The organism is Pseudomonas sp. H3_A02, assembly GCF_054671965.1.
In genome coordinates this window covers 3,604,109-3,625,827 of the sequence record NZ_CP162807.1, presented here as the reverse complement: position 1 = coordinate 3,625,827, position 21,719 = coordinate 3,604,109, and the positions used below count along the sequence as shown (strand labels likewise).

Below are 21,719 nucleotides of genomic sequence, written 5' to 3'. Positions count from 1 at the left end.
TCCGTTTATTTTTTTTGTGAGAAACGGCCACAGTCGAACATATTAGATACGACGTCGTACAACCATAATTAATGCGTAATTATGTAAAAATGTTTCAAGGGTATCCGCTCCCGAGATACCGCTGTCCTCAGGAGCAAATTGCCACTAATCCCTCAGAGGTTCGCCGTTATCGACCAGCCAGCGCACCATCCGCGCCAACGGCACCCGATGCTGCTGGATGGCGCACCAACTGACATGTTCATGGCGATACAGCTCGACGTAACGGTTGAGCAGCACATGGCGACCATCCTCGGCCAAGCGCAATTCAACTTCACGACAGTGCAGGACATCCGGCTGGAGCGAGCGCATTCGTCGATGCAAGACCAACGCTTGGTTATTCATCGGCAGCGGCTCCATCCTGGCACTGCGGGGCGTCCTCCACCACTGCTCCCAACTTGCCCTGGGCGACAAGATCGGCACGCCGCTGCGCCGTGGCATCGCGAAGCGCCGCGTAGTAATCCGGTTCGGTCTGCAACTCGTTTGTCAGTGGCAATGCCTCGGCGCGGCCATCGACAATGCCGCCGACGGTGTTGATCGTGCCCAGGGTGTCGACGGTGCTGCTGTTGTCGCCAAACGGGTCGACCGCAGAACTCAGCACTTTACCCGTCGCGTCCCGCAGGTTGGCACTGCCCAGCAGCGGCAGTTCCACGATGGGCCCGGGGGCGAGGTTCCAGACGCCGAAGGTCTGGCCGAAATCGGCCTTGTGGCGCTCAATGCCCAGCTTGCCCGACACGTCGATCAGCCCGACGATGCCCGCGGTGGTGTTGATGACGAAACGGCCCAATGTATTGACCGATCGCTGGGCGTTGCCTTGTAGCAAGTCGTTGATGAACACCTTGGGCTCGCCGAAGTTCGCCACGAAGTTGTGGACGCCGACCTGGAACATCTCTGGCAGCTTGCGATAACCCCGGGCCACCGGGGCCAGCGCATAGTCATCCACGGTTCGGTTGAACGCGAAAATGCCACGGTTGACCGGTTCCGCGGGATCGTAAACGGTGTAGGTCGCGCGTTCACACGAGCCTGGTTTTGCAGCGGGTGTGCTGGAGCAACCGCTGGCGAGTGCCGCCAATACAACCACGACGGTGGATCGAACGAACAACGGAGCGGGCTTGGTGATCGGCATACAGGGTTATCTCGGCGAGGAATGGGATGCTGCCGATCAGCTAAATAAACGGTGCCGGACACAGCTCTTGTGAAGAGGGGGATGCTTGCTGTGGGAGCAAGGCTTGCCCGCGATGCAGGCGACGCGGACTTTCAAACATCGAGGCGCCTGTTTCGCGAGCAAGCTTTGCTCCCACAGAAACCCCCTCGCCACAAAGGTTGTGCAGGGCTGACTTGTTTTTAACTGACCGACATCAAGGCCATCCTGCCGCCGTTTTTTTGCCCGCAGATTTCCAGAATATTGCCCGCCGGCAACTTTATTACCGAGTTGAAATATATGACGCGGGCCCTGGATTGACCCTAGTATCCCCTCCTGTATTCATTACCCTGCGTGCCCACCGTGAGCCATTTATTACTGGTGGACGATGACCTCGAAGTCCTCGCCCTCTTGCGCAAGTTCCTCGAACAACATGGCTATAGCGTGGACGTGGCGGCCGACGGCAACGCGCTCTGGCAGGCGGTGGCGCGCCAGGTGCCGGACCTCATCATCCTCGACGTCATGTTGCCGGGCGACAACGGGCTGGTGCTCTGCCAACGGCTGCGGGCCGAGCACACGGTCGGCATCATCATGCTCACCGCCATGGGCGAGTTGAGCGACCGCGTCGTCGGTCTGGAGTTGGGGGCGGACGACTACCTGACCAAGCCCTTCGATGCGCGGGAGCTGTTGGCCCGGGTACGCGCCGTGCTGCGGCGCACCGGTGAGGCCAGGAGCGCATTGACCGACGTCTCCCGGCCGATCCTGGAGTTCGAAAACTGGCAACTGGACGTTACCCGGCGCGAGTTGCGCTCACCGGACAAGGTCATGATCCCGCTGTCCACCGGTGAGTTCGAACTGCTGCTGGTGTTTGCCGAACACCCGCAGCGGGTGCTGACCCGCCAACAGTTGCTGGACCTGGCCCGCGGCGAAACGTTTGAGGCGTTCGACCGCAGCATCGACGTCCAGGTCAGCCGCCTGCGGCGCAAATTGGAGACCGACATCAGCGGTGCGTCGATGATTCGCACCGTGCGCAACAGCGGCTACCTCTTTAGCCCCCACGTGGTGAAACGATGAAGCCCTCGCGCCCGGGCACTCATCGACCACGGGACACGGTGGCGCGCTGGATTGCCCTGACCACCATGATCGCCATGTTGACCTTGCTGGCCCTCAACGAGCTGTTCAGCCTGCTGGCCGGCGCCTGGGCGCGCCCTCCCCTGATGGAAACCGGCCTGATGGAAAAGGCCGCCGCCATCACCCGCATCATCGACTCCGTCGCCCCCGCACAACGCCCGGCGATTACCGCGGCCGCCAGTGATCAGGCGTTCAACGCGCAATGGTTGCAGCGTCGTGAAGAGGCGCGCTTGCCAATGATCGACGACCCGGAGTTCCGTGAAGGTTCGGCGTTCCTGCGCCAGCAACTAGGCCGACCGGACGCCAGGATCGAGGCTTACGAACCGGGCGACTGGCCAGCCGACCAACCGGATGCACGCTACGCGGTGATCATCGAACTGGCCGACCATTCGTGGGTGATCTTCTCCGTACCCTCGCGCAGTTGGGGGCTGAGCGAATGGGCGCGCAACGGGATCATCATCGCGCTGATCCTGCTCTCGACATTGATCGTCGCGCTGATCGCCACCCGGCACCTGGCCGCACCGTTGGAACGCTTTGCCGAAGGCGCCCGGCGCTTTGGCGTCGACCACCAGGCGCCGCCGATTCCGGTCATCGGCCCCCACGAAATCCGTCAGGCGATCCTCGCGTTCAACGCCATGCAGGCCCAGCTCAAGCACTTCCTGCAGGACCGCACGCAGATGCTCGCCGCCATCTCCCATGACTTGCGTGCGCCGCTGACCCGCATGCGCCTGCGCGGGGAGTTCATCGAGGATGCCGAGCAGCAATCGCGCTTGTTCCGGGACGTGGACGAAATGCAGGCGATGGTCAACTCCGCCCTGGAGTTCTTCCGCGACGATGCCCGGCTTGAACATGCCACCGCGTTCGACCTGGCCGAGCTACTGCACACCATCGTCGATGACCTCAAGGACGCCGGCACCGAGGTTGGGTTCGAAGGTGCCCAGCGCTTCGTCTATGTTGGTCGGCCCATCGGCATCAAGCGCGCCTTGGTCAACCTGATCGACAACGCGATCAAGTATGGCGGCGAGCCGACGGTTCGCCTCGAAGCCGACGCCCACCGTGTGGACATTCGCATCCTCGACCGAGGGCCGGGCATCGCCGCCCAATACCTTGAGCAGGTCTTCACGCCGTTCTTTCGCATCGAAGGCTCGCGCAACAAGCACACCGGCGGCGTCGGGCTGGGCCTGTCGGCGGCCCGGGCGACGGTGCTGGAACATGGCGGGACGCTGACCCTGAGGAATCGAAAGGACGGCGGATTGGAGGCCAGAATCTCCTTGCCGCTTGACTGAAGCCCCGGATGTATCGATCCGCGCTAAACAATCCGCGCCTTCCTCGGTAGGATGTCCGGCCTTTCCGGCCTCGCCCCTGTCCCGGGAAGGCGCTCTTGTTTGTATCGCCCGGCTCCAAGCGCCATCGTTCGCGCTCACGACAGACAAGAATCGACGGAGCCAAACCAAGGAATTCACCGATGATTCTTATCATTTATGCGCACCCCTACCCCGACAAATCGCGGGTGAACCAGCAGATGCTCACGCAAGCATCCAGCAACCCGGACGTCGTCATACGTTCGCTCTACGCGCTTTACCCCAACTTCGATATCGACGTCGAGGCGGAACAGCGTGCGGTGGAACAAGCAGAGCTTGTCGTCCTCCAGCACCCGATGTACTGGTACAGCACCCCGCCCCTGCTGAAACTGTGGATCGATAAAGTCTTCACCCACGGCTGGGCCTACGGCAAAGGCGCCACGGTCCTCAAGGACAAAAGCCTGTTGTGGGCCGTGACCACCGGCGGCGAACAGGATCATTTCCAGATCGGCGCCTACCCGGGCTTTTCGGCGTTGGCCCAACCTCTCCACGCCACGGCCATTTATTGCGGCATGCGCTGGCTGGAACCCGTAGTCGTGCATGGCGCGTATGCCGCCGAGTCCGAGGCCCAACGCACCCAAATCGAACATTACGGCGAACGCCTGGCCGCCTGGAAGGAAGATTGAAATGGAGACTCACAGCCTGATTGAAATGCTCATCTACCTGGCCTCAGCGACGCTGATCGTACCGATTGCCGTTCGGTTTGGCCTGGGCCCGGTATTGGGTTACCTGCTCGCCGGGTGCATCATCGGCCCGTGGGGGTTGAAGCTGATTACCGATGTGAAGGCGATCCTGGAGTTCGCTGAAATCGGCGTGGTCCTGATGCTGTTCATCATCGGCCTTGAGCTCGACCCCAAACGGCTCTGGGCCCTGCGCCGGATGGTATTTGGTGGCGGAGCCCTGCAGATGCTCGCCTGTGGCGCCGCCATTGGCTTGTTCTGCACAGCCCTGGGCCTGAACTGGACGGCAGCGCTGTTGGTCGGCCTGACCCTGAGCCTGTCCTCCACGGCCATCGCCATGCAGGCCATGAGCGAACGCAACCTGACCGCCACCGCCGTCGGCCGCAGCAGCTTTGCCGTGCTGCTGTTCCAGGACATCGCGGCCATTCCGCTGGTGGCGATGATCCCGCTGTTGTCGGCCCACGGCGACACGCCTTCGGGCACCGCGCTGTTGCTATCGATTGGCAAAATCGTCGCCGCCATCGCCATCGTCGTGCTGTTGGGCCGCTACGTGACGCGACCACTGCTGCGCTTCGCCGCGCGCTCAGGCTTGCGGGAGATTTTCAGTGCCGTCGCGCTGTTCCTGGTGTTCGGCTTCGGCTTCTTGTTGGAGGAAGCCGGCTTGTCGATGGCCATGGGCGCATTCCTCGCCGGGGTGTTGCTCGCCAGCTCTGAATATCGACATGCCCTGGAGAGCGACATTGAGCCCTTCAAGGGCCTACTGTTGGGTCTGTTTTTCATCGGCGTCGGCATGTCGATCGATTTCGGCACCCTGGTCAACGCCCCGCTCAAAGTCATCACCCTGACCCTGGGCTTCATTCTGATCAAGCTGCTGGTGATCAAGTTGGCGGGCCGGTTCCTCAACGTCCCCGCCGGCCAGCGTTCCTGGCAGGCGGTGTTGCTGGGCCAGGGCAGCGAATTCGCTTTCGTGGTGTTTGGCGCGGCGACCGTGGCCGGCATCTTGACCGATCAATGGGGCAAGAGCCTGACCCTGGCAGTGGCCTTGTCCATGTGCCTGACGCCCTTGTTGATCCTGCTGCTGGATCGCTTCGAGTCCGTCACCCGGAAAAACAAACGCGAATCCGACCTCGTCGACCAGCAGAACCCACGGGTGATCATCGCCGGGTTCGGCCGCTTCGGGCAGATCGCCGGACGCCTGCTGATGTCCTGCGGCGTCGAGGTGGTGGTACTGGATCACGACCCCGACAACATCGAGACGCTGCGCAAGTTCGGCGTGAAAGTCTTTTATGGCGATGCCACGCGCCTCGACTTGCTGCATGCGGCCGGTGCGGCCCAAGCGGTGGTGTTGATCAATGCGATCGACAATCAGGAAGACAACCTCACGCTGACCCGGCTGGCCCAGGAACACTTCCCCGCGTTGCAGTTGATCGTGCGGGCGCGGGACATGGGGCACCTCATCACCCTGCGGCAGATGGGCGTGGAAGCGGCCGAGCGCGAAACCTTCGAAAGCGCGCTGTCCTTGGGTCGCAGTGCGCTGGAACGCATGGGGGTCGGGGCTTACGAAGCCCGTGAGCGGGCGGATCAGTTCCGGCGGCTGAACCTCAAGATGCTGGAGGAAATCGTCGCCCAGCCGGAAGACGACCTCAAGTTCCGCCACGACGCCTACCGCCGCGCCAATGCGCTGCTCACGGAGATGTTCAACGAAGACCGTGCCCACCCCGTCGACAGCTGGCCGGAACACCATCGCAACGAAACCGACAAGACGCCGAGTTGACCGGCGTCATACACGCCCGAACTTGCGCCGGTATTCCATCGGCGTCAGTCCGGTCAGTGCCTTGAACATCCGCTGCAAGTTGGAGCTGCTGCTGAAACCCAGCTCGGCGCCGATGCTGGCGAGGGGCAGCGCCGTCAACATCAGGCGCTCGCTGACCTGATTCAACTTGATGCGCCGGGCATAGGCTGCGACGGGCTGACCTGTTTCACGGCTGACCTTGCGCGCCAAGGTGCGCTCGGACACCGCCAGCGCGCTGGCCAGCACCTGGGCGGTGATCCCCTCGGCCGGCATCTGTTCGATCAACCCATGCAACTGTCGCAACCATCCACTGGGTTGCTCGATCAGCGTGCTGCCCTGGAACGCCACATGGGCAATGGCCGGGCGCGGCAGCACCATGAGCCGGGTGATGTCCCGCAGGACGTCGCTGCTGACGCTGCGCTCGATGAGGGTTTCAGCGATGGGCAGGTAGCCGTTCACTCCGGACGCCGTCGCCGTGCGTTCATTGAACACGCAGTTCTGCTCGCTTTGCCAAAGGACTTTTCGATACTGCTGCTGCATCGCTTGCGCCAGCCACCAGGTCACCGTCGCGCCCTGCCCGTCCAGGCGGCCACTGGCGGCCAGCAGGCAGACGCCGGTGCAGTAGGACCAGAGCTTCAGTGCTCGGGCAGGCTTCGACAGCGCGCTCACGAGGGCTGCCTGATCAGCCAGCAGCGCATTCACCTGCTCCGCCGATTCGGCCCAGAAACCGGGAACCAGAACGGCATCCAGCCTGGTGCTGCCCAAGGCCGCTTCCGCGTGCAAGGTCACGCCATGGGCACACACCACGGGGCCGGCCTGCAAGGCGATGTAGCGCGCCTCGAACAGCGCCTGCCCTCTCCTGCGGTTGGCGGCATGCAGCAGATCGGCGAAGGCGAACAGGCCCGCAGGCATGCAGCCGGGAAACAGGAGCAGACCGACTCGAAGTTTTTTGATCATGGCTTGAAACGAATCAAAGATGTCAGATCCGGCCATTATGCACACGGAGCCGGATCGGCACCATGAAGCGCTCGCTCAACAGGAACGCCTCATGAACATCCAGCAGATCCGTAACGCCACGATCATTCTTGAATTCGGCCCGTATCGCGTGCTCGTCGACCCGATGCTGGCTGGCAAGGGCACGCTGCCGCCGCTTCGCCTGTTTGGCGCCACACAACGCAATCCGCTGGTGGCGCTTCCGGCCTCGACAGCGCAGGCCCTCGAGACCGTCACCCATTGCCTGATCACCCACTGCCAGAAAGGCCATTTCGACCATCTGGACCGCGCGGCCAAGCGGTGGCTGAGGGAAAAACAGATCCCGGTCATCTGCACACCCCATGACGCCCCGTACCTAGCCAAGCGTGGTTTGAATGTCCAGGCGCTTGCCCAGGCCCATGATCAACCCCACCCGTTTCTGGGCGGCACTATTCGCTCGGTCCGATGCACCCATGGGTTGGGCCTGGTGGGCAAGTTGATGGAGCACGGTGTCGGCTACCTGATCGAGCTGCCCGGCGAACCGAGTGTCTACCTCACCGGCGACACCGTGCTCACCCCCACCGTGTGCGAGTTCGTCTTGCGTCACCAGCCGCAGGTCAGCGTGGTGCCGGCAGGTGGGGCACGGTTCGATATCGGCGGCGACATCATCATGGGCATCGACGAGACGCTGGAATTCACCCGTTTGTCCCGCGGGACCGTGGTGGCCAATCACCTGGAAGCGATCAGCCACTGCCCGACGACACGCCAGGCCCTGGCTGCAGCCGCCGTGAAGGCCGGTGTTGGGGGCCGGTTGTTGATACCGGAAGATGGCGAGACGTTGGTTTTCCAGGCGGCCTAGACCAATGCGTCCAGCTCGGCGAGCATCGGCGCCGGGATCTTCAGCTCACTGGCCGAGAGGTTTTCACGCAGGTGCGCCAGGGACGATGTACCGGGAATCAGCAGGAGATTCGGCGCACGTTGCAGCAACCACGCCAGGGCCACGCACAGCGGTGACGCCTGCAAGCGCGCCGCCACGCTGGAAAGGGTTTCCGATTGCAGCGGTGTGAAGCCGCCCAGGGGGAAGAACGGCACGTAGGCGATGCCCTGCCGGCCCAGGTCGACGATGAGCTGCTCGTCGTCGCGATGGGTCAGGTTGTAGTGGTTCTGCACGCAGACCACCTGGGCGATGCCTTGGGCCTGCTTGACCTGCGTGGCCGTGACGTTGCTCAGGCCCAAGTGGCGGATGAGGCCCTGGCGCTGCAACTCGGCCAGTGCCGTGAACGATTCCTCGATGGAAGCCTCCGAAGGCGAATGCAGGTCGCCCCACACCCGCAGGTTGACCACGTCCAGAACCTCCACGCCGAGGTTGCGCAGATTGTCGTGGACCGCACGGGTCAGCTCGGCGGGGCTGTGGGCCGGGTTCCAGGACGCATCGACACCGCGCACGGCACCGACCTTGGTCACAATGACCAGATCCTGGGCATAAGGGTGCAGCGCTTCGCGGATCAATTGGTTGGTGACATGGGGCCCGTAGAAGTCTGCGGTGTCGATGTGGTTGACCCCGCTCGCCAATGCTTCGCGCAGCACGGCGACGGCGGCCACCGGATCTTTGGGCGGCCCGAAGACCTGGGGCCCCGCCAACTGCATAGCGCCATAGCCCATGCGATTGACCGTGCGATCACCCAGTAAAAAACTGCCCGCCTTGCCTGCAATGTTCATCTCGTAGCCCTCGGATCAATGTAAGTGGGCCGACTATAGGCGTTGACCATTTCCTTGATAATCAGGTGCAATCAGCACGGGTTGTACGGGGGAGAGAACAATGGCGACGGATATTCAAGACTTGCTGGCCTTTGTGGCCGTGGTCAATGCAAAGGGCTTTCGTGAAGGCGCGCGGGTGAGCGGCAAGTCCGCGTCGAGCCTCAGCGATGCCGTACGCCGGATGGAAAGCCGGCTCGGCGTGCGCCTGCTCAACCGCACCACCCGCAGCGTGGTACCGACCGAGGCCGGTGCCCGGTTGATGGAACGCATCGTCCCGGCCCTGGGCGAAGTCGAGGCGGCGATGGACGTGGTCAACGATTTTCGCGACCGTCCTTCCGGCACCCTCAGGCTGAACGTGCCGGTCAGCGCGGCTCGGCTGGTGTTGCCGGCGATCATCACGCCGTTCCTGAAAAGCTATCCCGACATCCGCCTGGAAGTGGTCACCGAAGAGAGTTTCGTCGACATGCTCGCGGCCGGCTGTGACGCGGGCATTCGCTACGACGAGCGCCTTGAGCAGGACATGATCGCCATCCCCATCGGCCCCCGGTTCCAGCGCTTCGCCACGGCCGCGGCACCGGCGTACCTTGATGTCAGGGGCCGGCCCGAACATCCACGGGACCTGCTGGGGCATGCCTGCCTGACGGGCAAGTTTCCCAGCGGTGCCCTGCCCCTGTGGGAATATGAACGTGACGGCGAAACCGTGAGCGTCGACCCGAGCGGCCCGTTGATCGTGCGCATCGGCGGTGCGATGGACCTGGCGGTACAGGCCGCGGTGGATGGCTTGGGCGTTGTCCACTTGTTCGAGGACTGGCTACGGCCCCACCTGGACAGCGGCGCCCTCGAACCGGTGCTCGAACCCTGGTGGCAGCGTTTTACCGGGCCGTTCCTCTACTACCCCGGCCGCCGCTACCTGCCCTCGCCGTTGAGGGCTTTCGTGGACTTCATCCATGCACAACGGGGTGGAGGCGAGCCTGCTCGCGAAGGCGTCGGCACAGTCAACCTCCCCCGCAAGCTGATACACCGCCATCGCGAGCAAGCTCGCTCCCACAAGGGTTCGGCGGTGTAGCTGAAAATCCCGCCCACCACAAATCTCTGTGGGAGCGAGCATGCTCGCGATAGCGGTAGTGCATCCACCCCAATGGCCCGCTCGTCTCCCCGCCACGAGGATTTTCGAACCAAGCGTTTCGCCACGGTTCGGACCTACATGACACCGCTGAAAGCCACGCTGACGCGCTTCGACGTCACGGCTTGAACAGCGGGTAGATCAAGGCTTCTTTGCGCTTCACTGCCGGGAGTTTTCGTTATGTGTGACGGTCTTGTTCAACACGGTTCTTCAAAAGACTCCCTGGCGTATTTCGCCCAACGAGACACGCCCGGCAGCCGTTTCGGTACAAGCGTGACGCCCCTGGAGCTGTGCGTGACAACGCCGCCCAAGACCCAGGAGCAGCACAGCCTGATCAAGCCAAACATGCAGGTCAGTGCCATTCGCCGTCGCGGCGGGCACTTGGAGTGCATCAAGGTTCGCTGGGGCTGGTCGCCGATCTGGTCGGTGGGAACGATGCCGCCACTGACGCATCTGCCCTTGCATCTGGTCATGCGCTCCAAAGTCTTCGATCCCATCAAGCACGAAGGCCGCGTACTGGTCGCTGTGGAGGGCTGGTATGAGGCGCAAGCGTCCTCCTCGCCCTCCCAGGCGCAACGCCTCACCTACACCACCGCCCGGCAGTCGACCCCGATCTTCCTGGCCGCCCTGGCCCAGGCCAGCGAGACGCCGTTTGGCTGTGACGGCCTGGCTCTGATCACGTACGGCGACATCGCCAACCAGCAACAGCGGGTGCTGGCCTTCAGCGCCGAAGAGGCACTCGACTGGCTGGCGCCCGAGCTCGGATGGGAGCAGGCACAACAACTGGCCGCCCGCCTGAACGGCGCGCAACCGCCCCTTGAACCGACGATGACAACCCAACGTCCGGCCCAGGGGCTTTGATGCTGGGAACAGCGGACTGGAAGCGCACGGCCAAAGGAATGCAGGAACAGCGCAGCAAGGGACGGTAAACTGCGGCGGTCTTTTTACTTTTCCTGCATGAGGCTTTGCATGAGCAACCCAGACATCACGTTTATTCCAGATCCAGATGCCGATTCCATTTCCTCCGACGTCGCCGGTTTCGGCGGCCTGCTGGTCTCCACGCAAATCCCCACCCGCGCCGATGGCAGCCTGGAGCTGGGCGACATCACGTTGCAGAGCGAATGCACGCTGCAAGCCCTCAAGACCGCCCTGGAGGGCGCCGGCAGTTCCATGGACCGGGTCCTGCACCTGACCATCTACCTGACCGACATGGCCGATCGCGCCGCGTTCAACGAAGTCTACAAACGCTTCTTCGCCAAGCCCTGGCCGGTTCGTGCAGCGGTGGGCGTGGCCGCGCTGGCGGTCGAGGGAATGAAAGTGGAAGTGACGGCAATGGCGGCGAAGGGCTGAACTGACCACGCGCCAACAGACACGACTCCTTTGTGGCGAGGGGATTTATCCCCGCTGGGCTGCGCAGCGGCCCTAAAAGAAGTTCAGATGTAATCAACCTGACACCCCACGGCGACAGTAATTGGGGCTGCTTCGCAGCCCAGCGGGGATAAATCCCCTCGCCACAAGGTGTGTTCTGAACCCTATCTCCGGTCCAAACGGGCTTGTGTTTATCCCGGTGTAGGAGCGTTCAGGATCGGGCTACGTTGTCTTGCGCCATTCCCTACAACTGCGCCAGAATCCGCCGGCTTGTGCGCCTGGGGGGCCGGGCTCTATCGTTTCCGGGTCGCTGACGAATCAGCGATCGGGTTTGGTAGCCCGGTTTCCTGGCGCACGTGCAATCCTGATGCAACGGACTTCTACGTCCTCTGTTTTATGGTGGTCATGCGCAGGGCGTTCTCGGACGCGCCGGGTTGCCAGGTAACCGGTCTACCAACCTTCGTATGGCCACCACCCTTCGTTTGGTAGCGAGAGTGATGGCTCCAATTTCTTATCTGGAGTTTCATCTATGTTCAAACCAACACCCAACCCACCGGACACCGATCCAGCCAACTCAAAAGCATTCGACAAAGCCGCCGACCGCATCCTCGATCACTACCTCAAGCCCAAACCCAACAAACCCGAGGCCGATCCCGGCCAGCTCTTCACCGTCGCCCATGGCGTCGACACCGAAATCCTGCTCGCCAACCTCAGCGAAAACCTGGCCTCGGCCAACGCCATGCTCAGCGACCTGGCCTTCGACCTGGAAGGCTCAAGGCGCCACATTGTCCTGGGCATCCACCAATTGATCGAGTTGAGTGGACAGCTGGCAAACCGTGCGTTGGATAACGTCGAAGCACGCCCATCGACATAGCCCCCCTGTGGCGAGGGGATTTATCCCCGCTGGACTGCGCAGCAGGCCCAATATCTGTCAACTCGGTGTGTCAGGTTTATCCCTACCTGCCTTTTTAGGGCTGCTTCGCAGCCCAGCGGGGATAAATCCCCTCGCCACAGGGGTTTGCCTGGCAATCCGTTCCACCAATCCCCGCCTATACTTCTCTGCCAATCCCCCCTGGGGCCTGCACTTCCAACAATAAAAAGCAGAGGTGGAACATGGTCTGGCAACAAGTCTACGATCCCTTCGGTAATGCGGTGCTGTCGACGCTTCTGGCGGCGGTTCCGGTGGTGGTGATGCTGGCGTCCCTCGCCTTCTTTCATGTCAAAGCGCACCTGGCGGCATTGTACGCCCTGGCCTCGGCGTTGCTCATTGCGATTTTCGCCTTCGGCATGCCGGCCGACATGGCCGGTTCTGCGGCTTTGTATGGCGCGGCCAATGGGTTGCTGCCCATCGGCTGGATCGTGCTCAACATCATTTTCCTGCACCGGCTGACCACCGAGAACGGTTCGTTCAAGGTCCTGCAGGACTCCCTCGCCCGCATCACCGACGACCGGCGCCTGCAATTGCTGCTGATCGCGTTTTGCTTCGGCGCATTCTTCGAGGGCGCGGCGGGCTTCGGCACGCCGGTGGCGGTGACCGGGGCGATCCTGATCGGGCTGGGCTTCTCGCCCCTGGCCGCCTCGGGCCTGGCGCTGATCGCCAACACCGCGCCCGTGGCCTTCGGCGCCCTGGGTACACCCATCATCACCCTGGCCAAAGTCACCGGGCTGGATGAAATGGAGCTGTCGATGATGGTCGGTCGGCAGTTGCCGTTTTTCTCGGTGCTGGTGCCGTTCTGGTTGATTTGGGCCTTCGCCGGGTGGCGCAAGATGCTGGAGGTCTGGCCGGCGATCCTGGTGGCCGGTGTCAGTTTCGCCATCCCGCAGTTCCTGGTGTCCAACTACCACGGGCCGATGCTGGTGGATGTCATCGCCGCGCTGATTTCCATGGCCTGCCTCACCGGTTTCCTCAAGGTCTGGAAACCGGCCACGGTGCATACATCCGCGGCGCTGACGGGTCGGCACGATGACTCGAAGATCGAGGCGAGCGAGCAACAGCAACCGGTCACCACCGGCGCTTTCGGCAGCGACAACCGCCCCGCCGTGCTGCGGGCCTGGATGCCATGGATCATCCTCACGGTATTCGTCTTCGCCTGGGGCACCCAGGGCTTCAAGAACCTGTTCGACACCCGTCCGGCGCTGGACCCGCAAACCCAATCGGCCAAGCTCGACCCCCAAGGCAAGCCGATGCGCGAGGCCAATCCGATCTTCTCGCCCCTGATGACCTTCGGCACCATTCACCAGCAGATCGAAAAAGTCCCGCCCGTAGTGCCCCAACCCAAAACCGAGGAAGCGGTCTACAAGTTCAACTGGTTCACCGCCACGGGCAGCGGCATCTTCCTGGCGGCGATTCTGGGTGGCTTGCTGATGGGCTATTCCATCCCGCAACTGGTGCGCCACTACCTGCGAACGCTCTGGGTGGTCCGCTACTCGCTGATCACCATCGTGGCGATGTTGGCGTTGGGATTTCTCACGCGATATTCAGGCCTGGACGCGACCATGGGCCTGGCCTTCGCCGCCACGGGCATTTTCTACCCCATGTTCGGCACCCTGCTGGGCTGGCTCGGCGTGGCGCTGACCGGCTCGGACACGGCCTCCAACGTGCTGTTCGGTGGATTGCAACGGGTGACAGCGGAACAGTTGGGGATCAGCCCGGTGTTGATGGCCGCGGCCAACAGCTCCGGCGGCGTCATGGGCAAGATGGTCGACGCCCAGTCGATCGTGGTCGCCTCCACCGCGACCCGTTGGTACGGTCACGAAGGCGAAATCCTGCGCTACGTGTTTTTCCACTCGGTGGTGCTGGCGATTCTGGTGGGCGGGCTGGTGACGTTGCAGGCGTATGTGGCGCCGTTCACGCATATGGTGGTGGGAGGACAGTAATCGAGGGTCAGGCATGATCGGGGCTGTTGTGGCGAGGGAGCTTGCTCCCGCTGGGCTGCGAAGCGGCCCCTTTTGCGATCGCTGCGCGATCGAGCGGGAGCAAGCTCCCTCGCCACAGACAAGCGCCTTTACAACCGGCAGGCTTGCCTTTCAAGCAGGGTGTTACTGAACGTTTTTCAGCTTGACCACATCACCGGACACCGAGGTGGTGTAGCCGGTCAGGACCCAGGCCCAGAACCAGTTTTCCTGGACTTGGGTGTTGATCATGGCGTCGCCGCCCTTGGCCTTGATCGCGGCGGTCTGGGCGCGCACGAAACGGTTGTTCTGCTGGATCGGGATCAGGCCGAACAGCAGCAGGCCGGTGGCCTTGGCTTCACTGTGGCCGACAACGGTGTATTGGGTGCTGTCGTATTGCTGGGTTTTCATCGGGGTGCCGGTGCAACCCGCCAGGGCCAGACCAAACAGGGCGCAGGCAACAACTTTGCTGATGTGATTCATTTGAAGCTCCATAAGAAGACGCCCGGGATCCGTCTCTCGGGCGGCGCGTACTCTAACCGATCAGCAATAAATTGACACACCATAATCCGTCCAATTCAGTACCTCAAAGGCTCATCGCAGAGCCATCCGTCAGGTGCACCTCCAGCGAAACAGCCCCTCGTCGATAACATGAAAACTGCGCCACGGAAGGCAGTTCTTGTCTTGACGGCCGCTAGGTAACGGCCGGTCCCGTTGGAGGGTTTTTATCATGATTGACCTGACTGTCTGGAACATTACCCTGCCCGTGCAAACGCCGGCGCAGGTCGTGGCGACCAAAGCCATGCCGGCCCTGAAAAACAAGTATTTCGACAATAACGGCCAGCGGATCGTCTTCTGGGCGCCGGTCACCGGCTCCCATACCGGCAAAAGCGAATACCCGCGCTCCGAGCTGCGGGAAACCAGTAAAGACGGCAAGCTGCACAACTGGCGCTACAACAGCGGCACCAACACCCTCAAGGGCACCCTGGCGGTGAACCAGGTCCCTTCCGAAGGCCGCGTGGTGGTGGCGCAGATCCACGCCAAGGACGCCCCCACGCCTTTGTTGAAGCTGGTGTACCGCTACGCCAAGGGCACCGGCAATATCGACGTGGAATACCGGGTCAAACCCAAGGACAAAAAGAGCCCGGTGATCTACACCGTGCCAAACGTGCCGCTGAACAAGGCCTTCTCCTACTCGCTGCAAATGGACAAGCAAGGCAAGCTCTCGGTGCTGATCGGCAGCACGGGCAAACAGGTGAAGCTGGACCCGTCCTGGTACGGCTATAACTTCTACTTCAAGGCCGGCGTCTACACGCTGGATAACAAGGGGTATTCCAACGAAGGCGGAAAAGTGACCTACACCAAACTGGACGTCAGCCACAAATGACTGACGCCCGGCGCTGCTTCAGGCCTTTGACGGCGCAACGAGCGCCTGCTGGCCACGGAAGGTAAACAGGAAGCAGACCAATACCAGCAACGCGAAACCGGCCGGGAACAACCAGATGCTCTGCCAGTCATGACCACCGGCCACGACAAAGTGATCGGTCACCTGCCCCGCCACCCAGAAGCCGATCAGCATTCCCACACCATAGGTCGCCAGGGTAATCAGGCCCTGGGCCGAACTGCGAAAGCGCTCCGGTGCCTTGGCGTCGGTGTAGATCTGCCCCGAGACAAAAAAGAAGTCGTAGCAGATACCGTGCAGGGCAATGCCGGTGAACAGCATGAACGCCAGGTCGCCGTTATTGCCGTAGGCGAACAACACGTAGCGCAACGCCCACGCCAGCATGCCCACCAACAGTGCCAGCTTGATGCCGAAGCGCTGGATGAACAGCGGCAACAGCAGCATGAACAACACTTCCGAGACCTGCCCGATGGCCATCTTCGCCGTTGGGTTGGTCATCCCGGTTTCGGCCAGGAACGGGTTGGCATTCTGGTAATAGAACGCCAAGGGAATGCAGATCAGGATCGAGGCGATGAAGAACACCAGGTAGCTGCGATCCTTCAGCAGCCCCAACGCGTCCAGCCCCAGCAGTTGCTTGACGCCGCCGGCGCTGGCCTGTTCCTTGAGCGGTGCCGTGGCCGGTAGCGTGAAGCTGTAGAGGCCCAGGATCAGGGACGCGATGGCCGCCATCAGGAAGGTATTGCGCAAGCCGCCTGCCGAGATCGCTTCGCGCGAATCCCAGGCGAACACGAAACTGATCACCACCCCCGCGACGATCCAGCCGATGGTGCCCCAGACTCGGATGCGGGAGAACTCCAGCGCCGGGTCGCGCATCTGCCGGAACGCCACGGAATTGACCAGGGCCAGCGTCGGCATGTAGACCACCATGTACACCAGCACGTACGGGTAGAACACGCTGAAATCCGCTGCCGAATACAGCTGATACAGCAACACCGCGCCCAGCAGGTGCAGCACCGCCAGGATCCGTTCGGCGTTGAAGAAGCGGTCGGCGATCAGGCCGATGACGAACGGCGCAATGATCGCCCCCCACGATTGTGTGGAGAACGCCATGCCGATCTGCCCACCGCTGGCGCCCAGGGTGCTGGACAGAAAGGTGCCGAGGGTGACGAACCAGCCACCCCAGATAAAGAATTGCAAGAACATCATCACGCTGAGGCGTGCGTTCATCGTGGTCATGACAGTCACCGTTTTATTGTTGTTCTTGTGAAAAAAAGCCGCACCGCTTTTGTTACAAAGGGACCTCAACTGTGGGAGCAAGGCTTGCCCGCGATGGCCGCGCCGCCGTCTCACAGTTGAACCGCGTATTCGTTCATCGCGGGCAAGCCTTGCTCCCACAATGAGTTTCCTCGCCACAGGGGTTTGCTTTGCGCCAGCTACCTCAACAAACCCAACAACCGCCGGTTGGAGTCCTCATCCGCCGTAACGCTGGCGAAATCATCGAACGCCTTGCCGGTCTTGCTGATCATGTGCCGCTGGATGAACGCCGCGCCTTCTGCCGCACCCTGTTGCGAATCCTTCAGGCAACATTCCCATTCCAGGACCGCCCACCCGCTGAAATCGTATTGAGTCAGCTTGCTGAAGATCGATTTGAAATCGATCTGGCCATCGCCCAACGAACGGAACCGCCCAGGGCGATCGACCCAGCCCTGGTAGCCGCCGTACACCCCGGAACGGGCATCGGGGCGGAATTCGGCGTCCTTGACGTGGAACATGCGGATGCGTTCGTGGTAACGGTCGATGAAGCCCAGGTAGTCCATCTGTTGCAGCAGCAGATGGCTGGGGTCGTAGAGAATCGCCGCCCGAGGGTGATGATCGACCGCCTCCAGGAAACGCTCGAAGGAGGCGCCGTCGTGGAGGTCTTCGCCGGGGTGGATTTCGTAGCACAGGTCCACGCCGGCCGCATCGAAGCATTCGAGAATCGGCAACCAGCGCCGCGCCAGTTCGGCGAAACCCTGTTCCACCAGGCCCGTCGGGCGCTGCGGCCAGGGGTAGAAATACGGCCACAGCAGCGCGCCGGAAAACGTCGCATGGGCCTTGAGCCCCAGCCGCTGGCTGGCGCGGGCGGCCAGCTTGAGTTGCTCGACCGCCCACTCGGTCCGCGCCTGGGGCTGGCCGCGCAGATGGGCCGGGGCGAAGTCGTCGAACAGCGCGTCGAACGCCGGGTGCACCGCCACCAACTGGCCTTGCAGGTGCGTCGATAGTTCGCTGATTTCGACACCGGCCTGGGCACAGGTGGCCTTGAGCTCATCGCAATAAGCCTGGCTCTCGGCGGCCCGGGCCAGGTCGATGTATTGGGTGCCAGATGTTGGCAGTTGAATGGCCTTGTAGCCTAGTGAAGCGGCCCATTGGGCGATGTTGGCCAGAGTGTCGAACGGGGCTTCGGCGGACATGAACTGCGCCAGGAAAATGCCCGGGCCGCGCAGGCCGCTCGGTGTTTTATTGGAGGTATTCACAACAAGGATGCTCCGGTTTGCACGGCGGTCCATTTCGCGTCGCCACGGTGGTTGAGGATGGCGGCCTCGATGAACGCCATGCCCCGCAAGCCGGTTTCGATGCCGGGTACGCCTGGGGCGTCAGGGCCTTCGATATGGCTGCGAATGGCCTGGGCGAAATCGCCGTAGAGGTTGGCCATGGCTTCCAGATAACCTTCGGGATGCCCGGCCGGCAGGCGCATGCGCCGCGTGGCCGCCTCGCACAGCCACGGCTGGCCGACACCGCTACGCAGGATGTGCAGGGGTTGATCGAAGGCGCGATGGATCAGGCTCGCCGGTTCTTCCTGGCGCCACTCCAAGGCACCCTTGTCGCCGTAGACGCGAATCTTCAGCGGGTTCTCTTCGCCGGTGCAGACCTGGCTTGCGATCAACACACCGCTGGCGCCACCCGCCATCTTGAACAGCATCGCCGCATCGTCATCCAATTGCCGGCCCGGGACGTGGGTGCCCAATGTGGCGCAGAGCTGCTGGATCGGTTGGTCCGCGACGAACTCGGCCAGGGAAAACGCATGGGTGCCAATGTCGCCGATGCAACCGCCCAACCCGGACTGCCCCGGGTCGTCGCGCCATTCGGCCTGTTTATTGCCCTGGGCCGCGACATCCTGGCTGAGCCAGCCTTGGGGGTACTCGACCAGCACTTTGCGCACCTGACCGATCACGCCCGAACGCACCATGTCCCGGGCCTGCCACACCATGGGATAGCCCAGGTAGGTGTGCGCCAGGCCGTAGAGGCAACGGCTGCCTTGCAGCACCTCCCGCAGGGCCAGCAACTCGTTGAGGTCCAGTGCGGCGGGTTTCTCGCTGAACACATGGAAACCGGCTTTCAAGGCCTGGCTGGCGATGGGTGCATGAAGATGATTGGGGGTGACGATCACCAGCAGTTCCATGCGCTGGTCGAGCGGCAGCAGCGCTTCGGTGTCGAGCATCTGCTGCCAGTCGTGGTAGCAACGGGACGCTGGCAGGCCCAGGGCCGCGCCGGTCTGCCGATTGTTGTGGGCGTCGCGGCTGAACGCACCGCACACCAGTTCGAAACCGCCGTCCAGGCCCGCGGCCTGACGGTGGGCCTGGCCGATGAACGCGCCCTCTCCACCGCCGACGAAGCCCATTCTTATTTTCGGTGCTACAGGATTCATCGCGATTCTCTTCCTGTCAGGATGATGATGTAACCGGTTACATCATGGCGGAAATCTAGGCTCAGTTTTCCCGCGTGTCAAACCCAAAGGGTTCACCGCGCAATATTTGTGAGGCGCTCAACCTGCGGTAAGCTCCCCCACCGTAACCCCTGTCCCCTGAGGTGATTTTGTCCAACATTCGTGAAGTGGCCCGGCTGGCGGGTGTTTCGGTGGCCACGGTGTCCAGAACGCTGAAATCGCCCGAGCGGGTGCTTCCCGAGACGCGGGACAAGGTCAACGCGGCAGTGGAACAGGCCGGCTATCGGCCCAACCTGATGGCGGTGCAGTTTCGCTCCCGCCGCACTGGCAACCTGGTGATCCTGGTGCCGGCCATTGCCAACACGTTTTTCGCCCGGGTCATCAGTGGCGCGCAGCAGGCCGCGCAGGCAGCAGGTTATCGATTGCTGCTGTGCGACACCCAGGGCCGGGCGCAGATCGAGCGGGAATTCGCCGCCCTGGTCTACGCCCACCAGGCCGACGGGGTGATCCAGTTGCGCGCCAGCGATCCTTTCGAATCGATGCCCACGGGCGCCGAAAGCCTGCCGCTGGTCAACGCCTGCGAAGTGGTCAAAGGTGCCCCCTACCCGACCATCAGCCTCGACAACCGGGCCGCCGCCCAAGCCATGACCGAGCACCTGATCGGCCTCGGCCACCGCCGCATCGGCATCATCAAGGGGCCGCGCAGCAGCCCCCTGACCCTGGACCGCGTGGCCGGCTACCAGGATGCCCTGCGCCAGGCTGGCATCGCCGTCGACCCCAGCCTGATCTGCCATGGCGACTTCACCTTGAAGGCCGGTGACGACGGCGCCGGCGCGATGCTGGAGTTGGCCGACCGTCCCAGCGCGCTGTTCTGTGAAAACGACGAAATGGCCATCGGCGCGCTCAGGCGCATCAAGCAAATGGGCCTGCGGGTGCCCGAGGATATTTCCCTGGTGGGTTTTGACGACATCCCGTTCGCCGCCTACTGCGACCCACCCCTGACCACCATTTCACAGCCTGCCGAAACGTTTGGTCAAAAAGCGGTGGAGATGCTGATCGCCCTGATCGAGAAGAAGCCGATTGCCGAACGCCATGTAGTGTTGCCGTTTGGGTTGACGGTGCGTGGCAGTACGGCCCCTAGAGCCAGACAGTGAATGGAACCCGGAGCTTGCTCCCGCTGGGGCGCGAAGCGGTCCCGAATGAAGCTGATTGAATCAAACAGACATACCGGGCTGCCTGGTTTCAGGGCTGCTGCGCAGCCCAGCGGGAGCAAGCTCCCTTGCCACAAAAAGCCTTTACGGCCGCTCGACTCGCCATCACCCGCGTTTGAACTACAGTGGAAGGACTCTGCATAAAGCCATAACAAGACGGAGAGTTCCCCATGCGAGTCAACCAGCGCTTCACCCTCCTGGCCGCCGCGGCAGCCTTGGCGGTTACGACTGCTGCCCAAGCAGGCCCGGTGTACATCAACATCCTGACGGGAGGCACCAGCGGCGTTTATTACCCGATCGGGGTCGGGCTTTCACAGATCTACAGCACCGGCATCCAGGACGCCAAGACCTCGGTACAAGCCACCAAGGCCTCGGTGGAAAACCTCAATCTACTGCAAGCCGGGCGTGGGGAGCTGGCCCTGGCCTTGGGCGACTCGGTGGCGGATGCCAAGAACGGCGTGGAAGACGCCGGTTTCAAGGCGCCATTGACCAAGTTGCGCGCCATCGCTGGCGCTTATCCCAATTACATCCAGATCGTCGCCAGCCAGGAGTCCGGCATCAAGACATTGGCCGACCTCAAAGGCAAGACCGTTTCCGTCGGCGCGGCAAAATCCGGCACCGAACTCAATGCCCGGGCAATCTTCAAGGCTGCGGGGCTGACCTACCAGGACATGAAGGTCCAGTACCTGCCATTCGCCGAGTCGGTGGACCTGATCAAGAACCGCCAACTGGACGCCACGCTTCAATCCTCGGGCCTGGGAATGGCGGCCATTCGTGACCTGGCCTCGACCATGGCGCTGAGCTACGTAGCGGTGCCCACCGATGTGGTGGAGAAAATCGGTAACCCGGCCTACCAGAGCGCAATAATTCCGGCCAATACCTACGACGGCCAGACCGACGCCGTACCCACGGTAGCCATCACCAACATCCTGGTCACCCGCGAAGATGTCCCGGATGAGGTGGCGTACCAGATGACCAAGCTGCTGTTTGAGAACCTCACTCGCCTGGGCACCTCCCATTCAGCGGCCAAGGACATCAGCCTGAAAAACGCCGCGAAAAACCTGCCGATCGCACTCCACCCCGGTGCCGAGCGCTACTACAAGGAAGTGGGCGCGCTGTAGCCCGCTTCGGTCAACGGCACTCGACGCC

21 protein-coding genes are annotated in these 21,719 nt (G+C 62.5%); 13 read left to right on the top strand and 8 right to left on the bottom strand.

The genetic code is table 11. From position 1 onward, the window contains the following. Positions 1–144: 144 nt before the first annotated feature. A complete protein-coding gene (locus AB4N80_RS16130) occupies positions 145–381 on the bottom strand; it encodes a hypothetical protein (RefSeq protein WP_460082957.1) in 237 nt (78 codons plus the stop codon). Next, entirely contained in the window at positions 374–1,162 is a 789-nt protein-coding gene (locus AB4N80_RS16125; RefSeq protein WP_122566223.1) for an MlaA family lipoprotein, read from the bottom strand. The genes AB4N80_RS16130 and AB4N80_RS16125 overlap by 8 nt, the downstream gene beginning before the upstream one ends. A gap of 378 nt (positions 1,163–1,540) precedes the next feature. Here AB4N80_RS16125 and AB4N80_RS16120 point away from each other — a divergent pair, with 378 nt between their 5' ends. The 4 genes from AB4N80_RS16120 (at position 1,541) to kefC (ending at position 6,123) form a co-directional block, all read left to right on the top strand. Next, complete coding sequence (locus AB4N80_RS16120; RefSeq protein ID WP_460082954.1) at positions 1,541–2,251, top strand: response regulator; 711 nt, start codon at positions 1,541–1,543, stop codon at positions 2,249–2,251. Then, positions 2,248–3,594 (top strand): ATP-binding protein, encoded by a 1,347-nt coding sequence (locus tag AB4N80_RS16115; protein ID WP_460082951.1) that lies wholly within the window; start codon positions 2,248–2,250, stop codon positions 3,592–3,594. Before AB4N80_RS16120 ends, AB4N80_RS16115 begins: the two co-directional genes overlap by 4 nt. A 179-nt stretch (positions 3,595–3,773) precedes the next feature. Then, positions 3,774–4,295, top strand: coding sequence for a glutathione-regulated potassium-efflux system oxidoreductase KefF (gene kefF, locus AB4N80_RS16110; protein ID WP_305467586.1), 522 nt, complete (start codon positions 3,774–3,776; stop codon positions 4,293–4,295). Between the two features lies 1 nt (position 4,296). Next, positions 4,297–6,123 (top strand): glutathione-regulated potassium-efflux system protein KefC, encoded by a 1,827-nt coding sequence (kefC, locus tag AB4N80_RS16105; protein ID WP_122566220.1) that lies wholly within the window; start codon positions 4,297–4,299, stop codon positions 6,121–6,123. A 6-nt stretch (positions 6,124–6,129) separates the two neighbouring features. Here the strand turns inward: kefC and AB4N80_RS16100 are convergent, their stop codons facing one another. Continuing rightward, positions 6,130–7,098: a GlxA family transcriptional regulator gene (locus tag AB4N80_RS16100; RefSeq protein ID WP_122566310.1), complete on the bottom strand. Its 969-nt coding sequence runs from the start codon at positions 7,096–7,098 to the stop codon at positions 6,130–6,132. A gap of 91 nt (positions 7,099–7,189) precedes the next feature. Between AB4N80_RS16100 and AB4N80_RS16095 the strand changes: the two genes are divergently transcribed. Continuing rightward, positions 7,190–7,972: an MBL fold metallo-hydrolase gene (locus AB4N80_RS16095; protein ID WP_305490773.1), complete on the top strand. Its 783-nt coding sequence runs from the start codon at positions 7,190–7,192 to the stop codon at positions 7,970–7,972. Here the strand turns inward: AB4N80_RS16095 and AB4N80_RS16090 are convergent. Next, a complete protein-coding gene (locus AB4N80_RS16090; RefSeq protein WP_354338289.1) occupies positions 7,969–8,832 on the bottom strand; it encodes an aldo/keto reductase family oxidoreductase in 864 nt (287 codons plus the stop codon). The genes AB4N80_RS16095 and AB4N80_RS16090 overlap by 4 nt on opposite strands. 100 nt (positions 8,833–8,932) lie before the next feature. Here AB4N80_RS16090 and AB4N80_RS16085 point away from each other — a divergent pair, with 100 nt between their 5' ends. The 5 genes from AB4N80_RS16085 (at position 8,933) to AB4N80_RS16065 (ending at position 14,239) form a co-directional block, all read left to right on the top strand. After that, positions 8,933–9,937: a LysR family transcriptional regulator gene (locus tag AB4N80_RS16085; RefSeq protein ID WP_122566218.1), complete on the top strand. Its 1,005-nt coding sequence runs from the start codon at positions 8,933–8,935 to the stop codon at positions 9,935–9,937. A 237-nt stretch (positions 9,938–10,174) separates the two neighbouring features. Beyond that, positions 10,175–10,855, top strand: a complete 681-nt coding sequence (locus AB4N80_RS16080) for an SOS response-associated peptidase family protein (RefSeq protein ID WP_122566217.1) — start codon at positions 10,175–10,177, stop codon at positions 10,853–10,855. 108 nt (positions 10,856–10,963) lie between these two features. Further along, complete coding sequence (locus AB4N80_RS16075) at positions 10,964–11,344, top strand: RidA family protein (protein WP_053189311.1); 381 nt, start codon at positions 10,964–10,966, stop codon at positions 11,342–11,344. A gap of 547 nt (positions 11,345–11,891) precedes the next feature. Beyond that, positions 11,892–12,236: a DUF6124 family protein gene (locus AB4N80_RS16070; protein ID WP_460082943.1), complete on the top strand. Its 345-nt coding sequence runs from the start codon at positions 11,892–11,894 to the stop codon at positions 12,234–12,236. A 239-nt stretch (positions 12,237–12,475) separates the two neighbouring features. Next, positions 12,476–14,239: an L-lactate permease gene (locus AB4N80_RS16065; RefSeq protein WP_354338287.1), complete on the top strand. Its 1,764-nt coding sequence runs from the start codon at positions 12,476–12,478 to the stop codon at positions 14,237–14,239. 162 nt (positions 14,240–14,401) lie between these two features. Here AB4N80_RS16065 and AB4N80_RS16060 read toward each other — a convergent pair whose 3' ends face one another. Continuing rightward, a complete protein-coding gene (locus AB4N80_RS16060; protein WP_122566214.1) occupies positions 14,402–14,737 on the bottom strand; it encodes a hypothetical protein in 336 nt (111 codons plus the stop codon). Between the two features lie 247 nt (positions 14,738–14,984). On the opposite strand from AB4N80_RS16060, the gene AB4N80_RS16055 reads away from it, so the two are divergent. Continuing rightward, positions 14,985–15,641: a polysaccharide lyase family 7 protein gene (locus tag AB4N80_RS16055; RefSeq protein ID WP_122566213.1), complete on the top strand. Its 657-nt coding sequence runs from the start codon at positions 14,985–14,987 to the stop codon at positions 15,639–15,641. Positions 15,642–15,659: 18 nt separating this feature from the next. Here the strand turns inward: AB4N80_RS16055 and AB4N80_RS16050 are convergent, their stop codons facing one another. From AB4N80_RS16050 to AB4N80_RS16040, 3 genes are all read right to left on the bottom strand, one after another. Beyond that, positions 15,660–16,892 (bottom strand): nucleoside permease, encoded by a 1,233-nt coding sequence (locus AB4N80_RS16050; protein ID WP_354338286.1) that lies wholly within the window; start codon positions 16,890–16,892, stop codon positions 15,660–15,662. Between the two features lie 197 nt (positions 16,893–17,089). After that, a complete protein-coding gene (locus tag AB4N80_RS16045; protein ID WP_436278764.1) occupies positions 17,090–18,106 on the bottom strand; it encodes a sugar phosphate isomerase/epimerase family protein in 1,017 nt (338 codons plus the stop codon). A gap of 59 nt (positions 18,107–18,165) precedes the next feature. Then, positions 18,166–19,341: a Gfo/Idh/MocA family protein gene (locus AB4N80_RS16040; protein WP_305467597.1), complete on the bottom strand. Its 1,176-nt coding sequence runs from the start codon at positions 19,339–19,341 to the stop codon at positions 18,166–18,168. A 167-nt stretch (positions 19,342–19,508) separates the two neighbouring features. Between AB4N80_RS16040 and AB4N80_RS16035 the strand changes: the two genes are divergently transcribed. Both AB4N80_RS16035 and AB4N80_RS16030 read left to right on the top strand, forming a co-directional pair. Next, positions 19,509–20,513 (top strand): LacI family DNA-binding transcriptional regulator, encoded by a 1,005-nt coding sequence (locus AB4N80_RS16035; protein ID WP_305467598.1) that lies wholly within the window; start codon positions 19,509–19,511, stop codon positions 20,511–20,513. Positions 20,514–20,740: 227 nt separating this feature from the next. Beyond that, complete coding sequence (locus AB4N80_RS16030) at positions 20,741–21,691, top strand: TAXI family TRAP transporter solute-binding subunit (RefSeq protein WP_305467600.1); 951 nt, start codon at positions 20,741–20,743, stop codon at positions 21,689–21,691. The last annotated feature ends 28 nt before the right edge of the window (positions 21,692–21,719 follow it).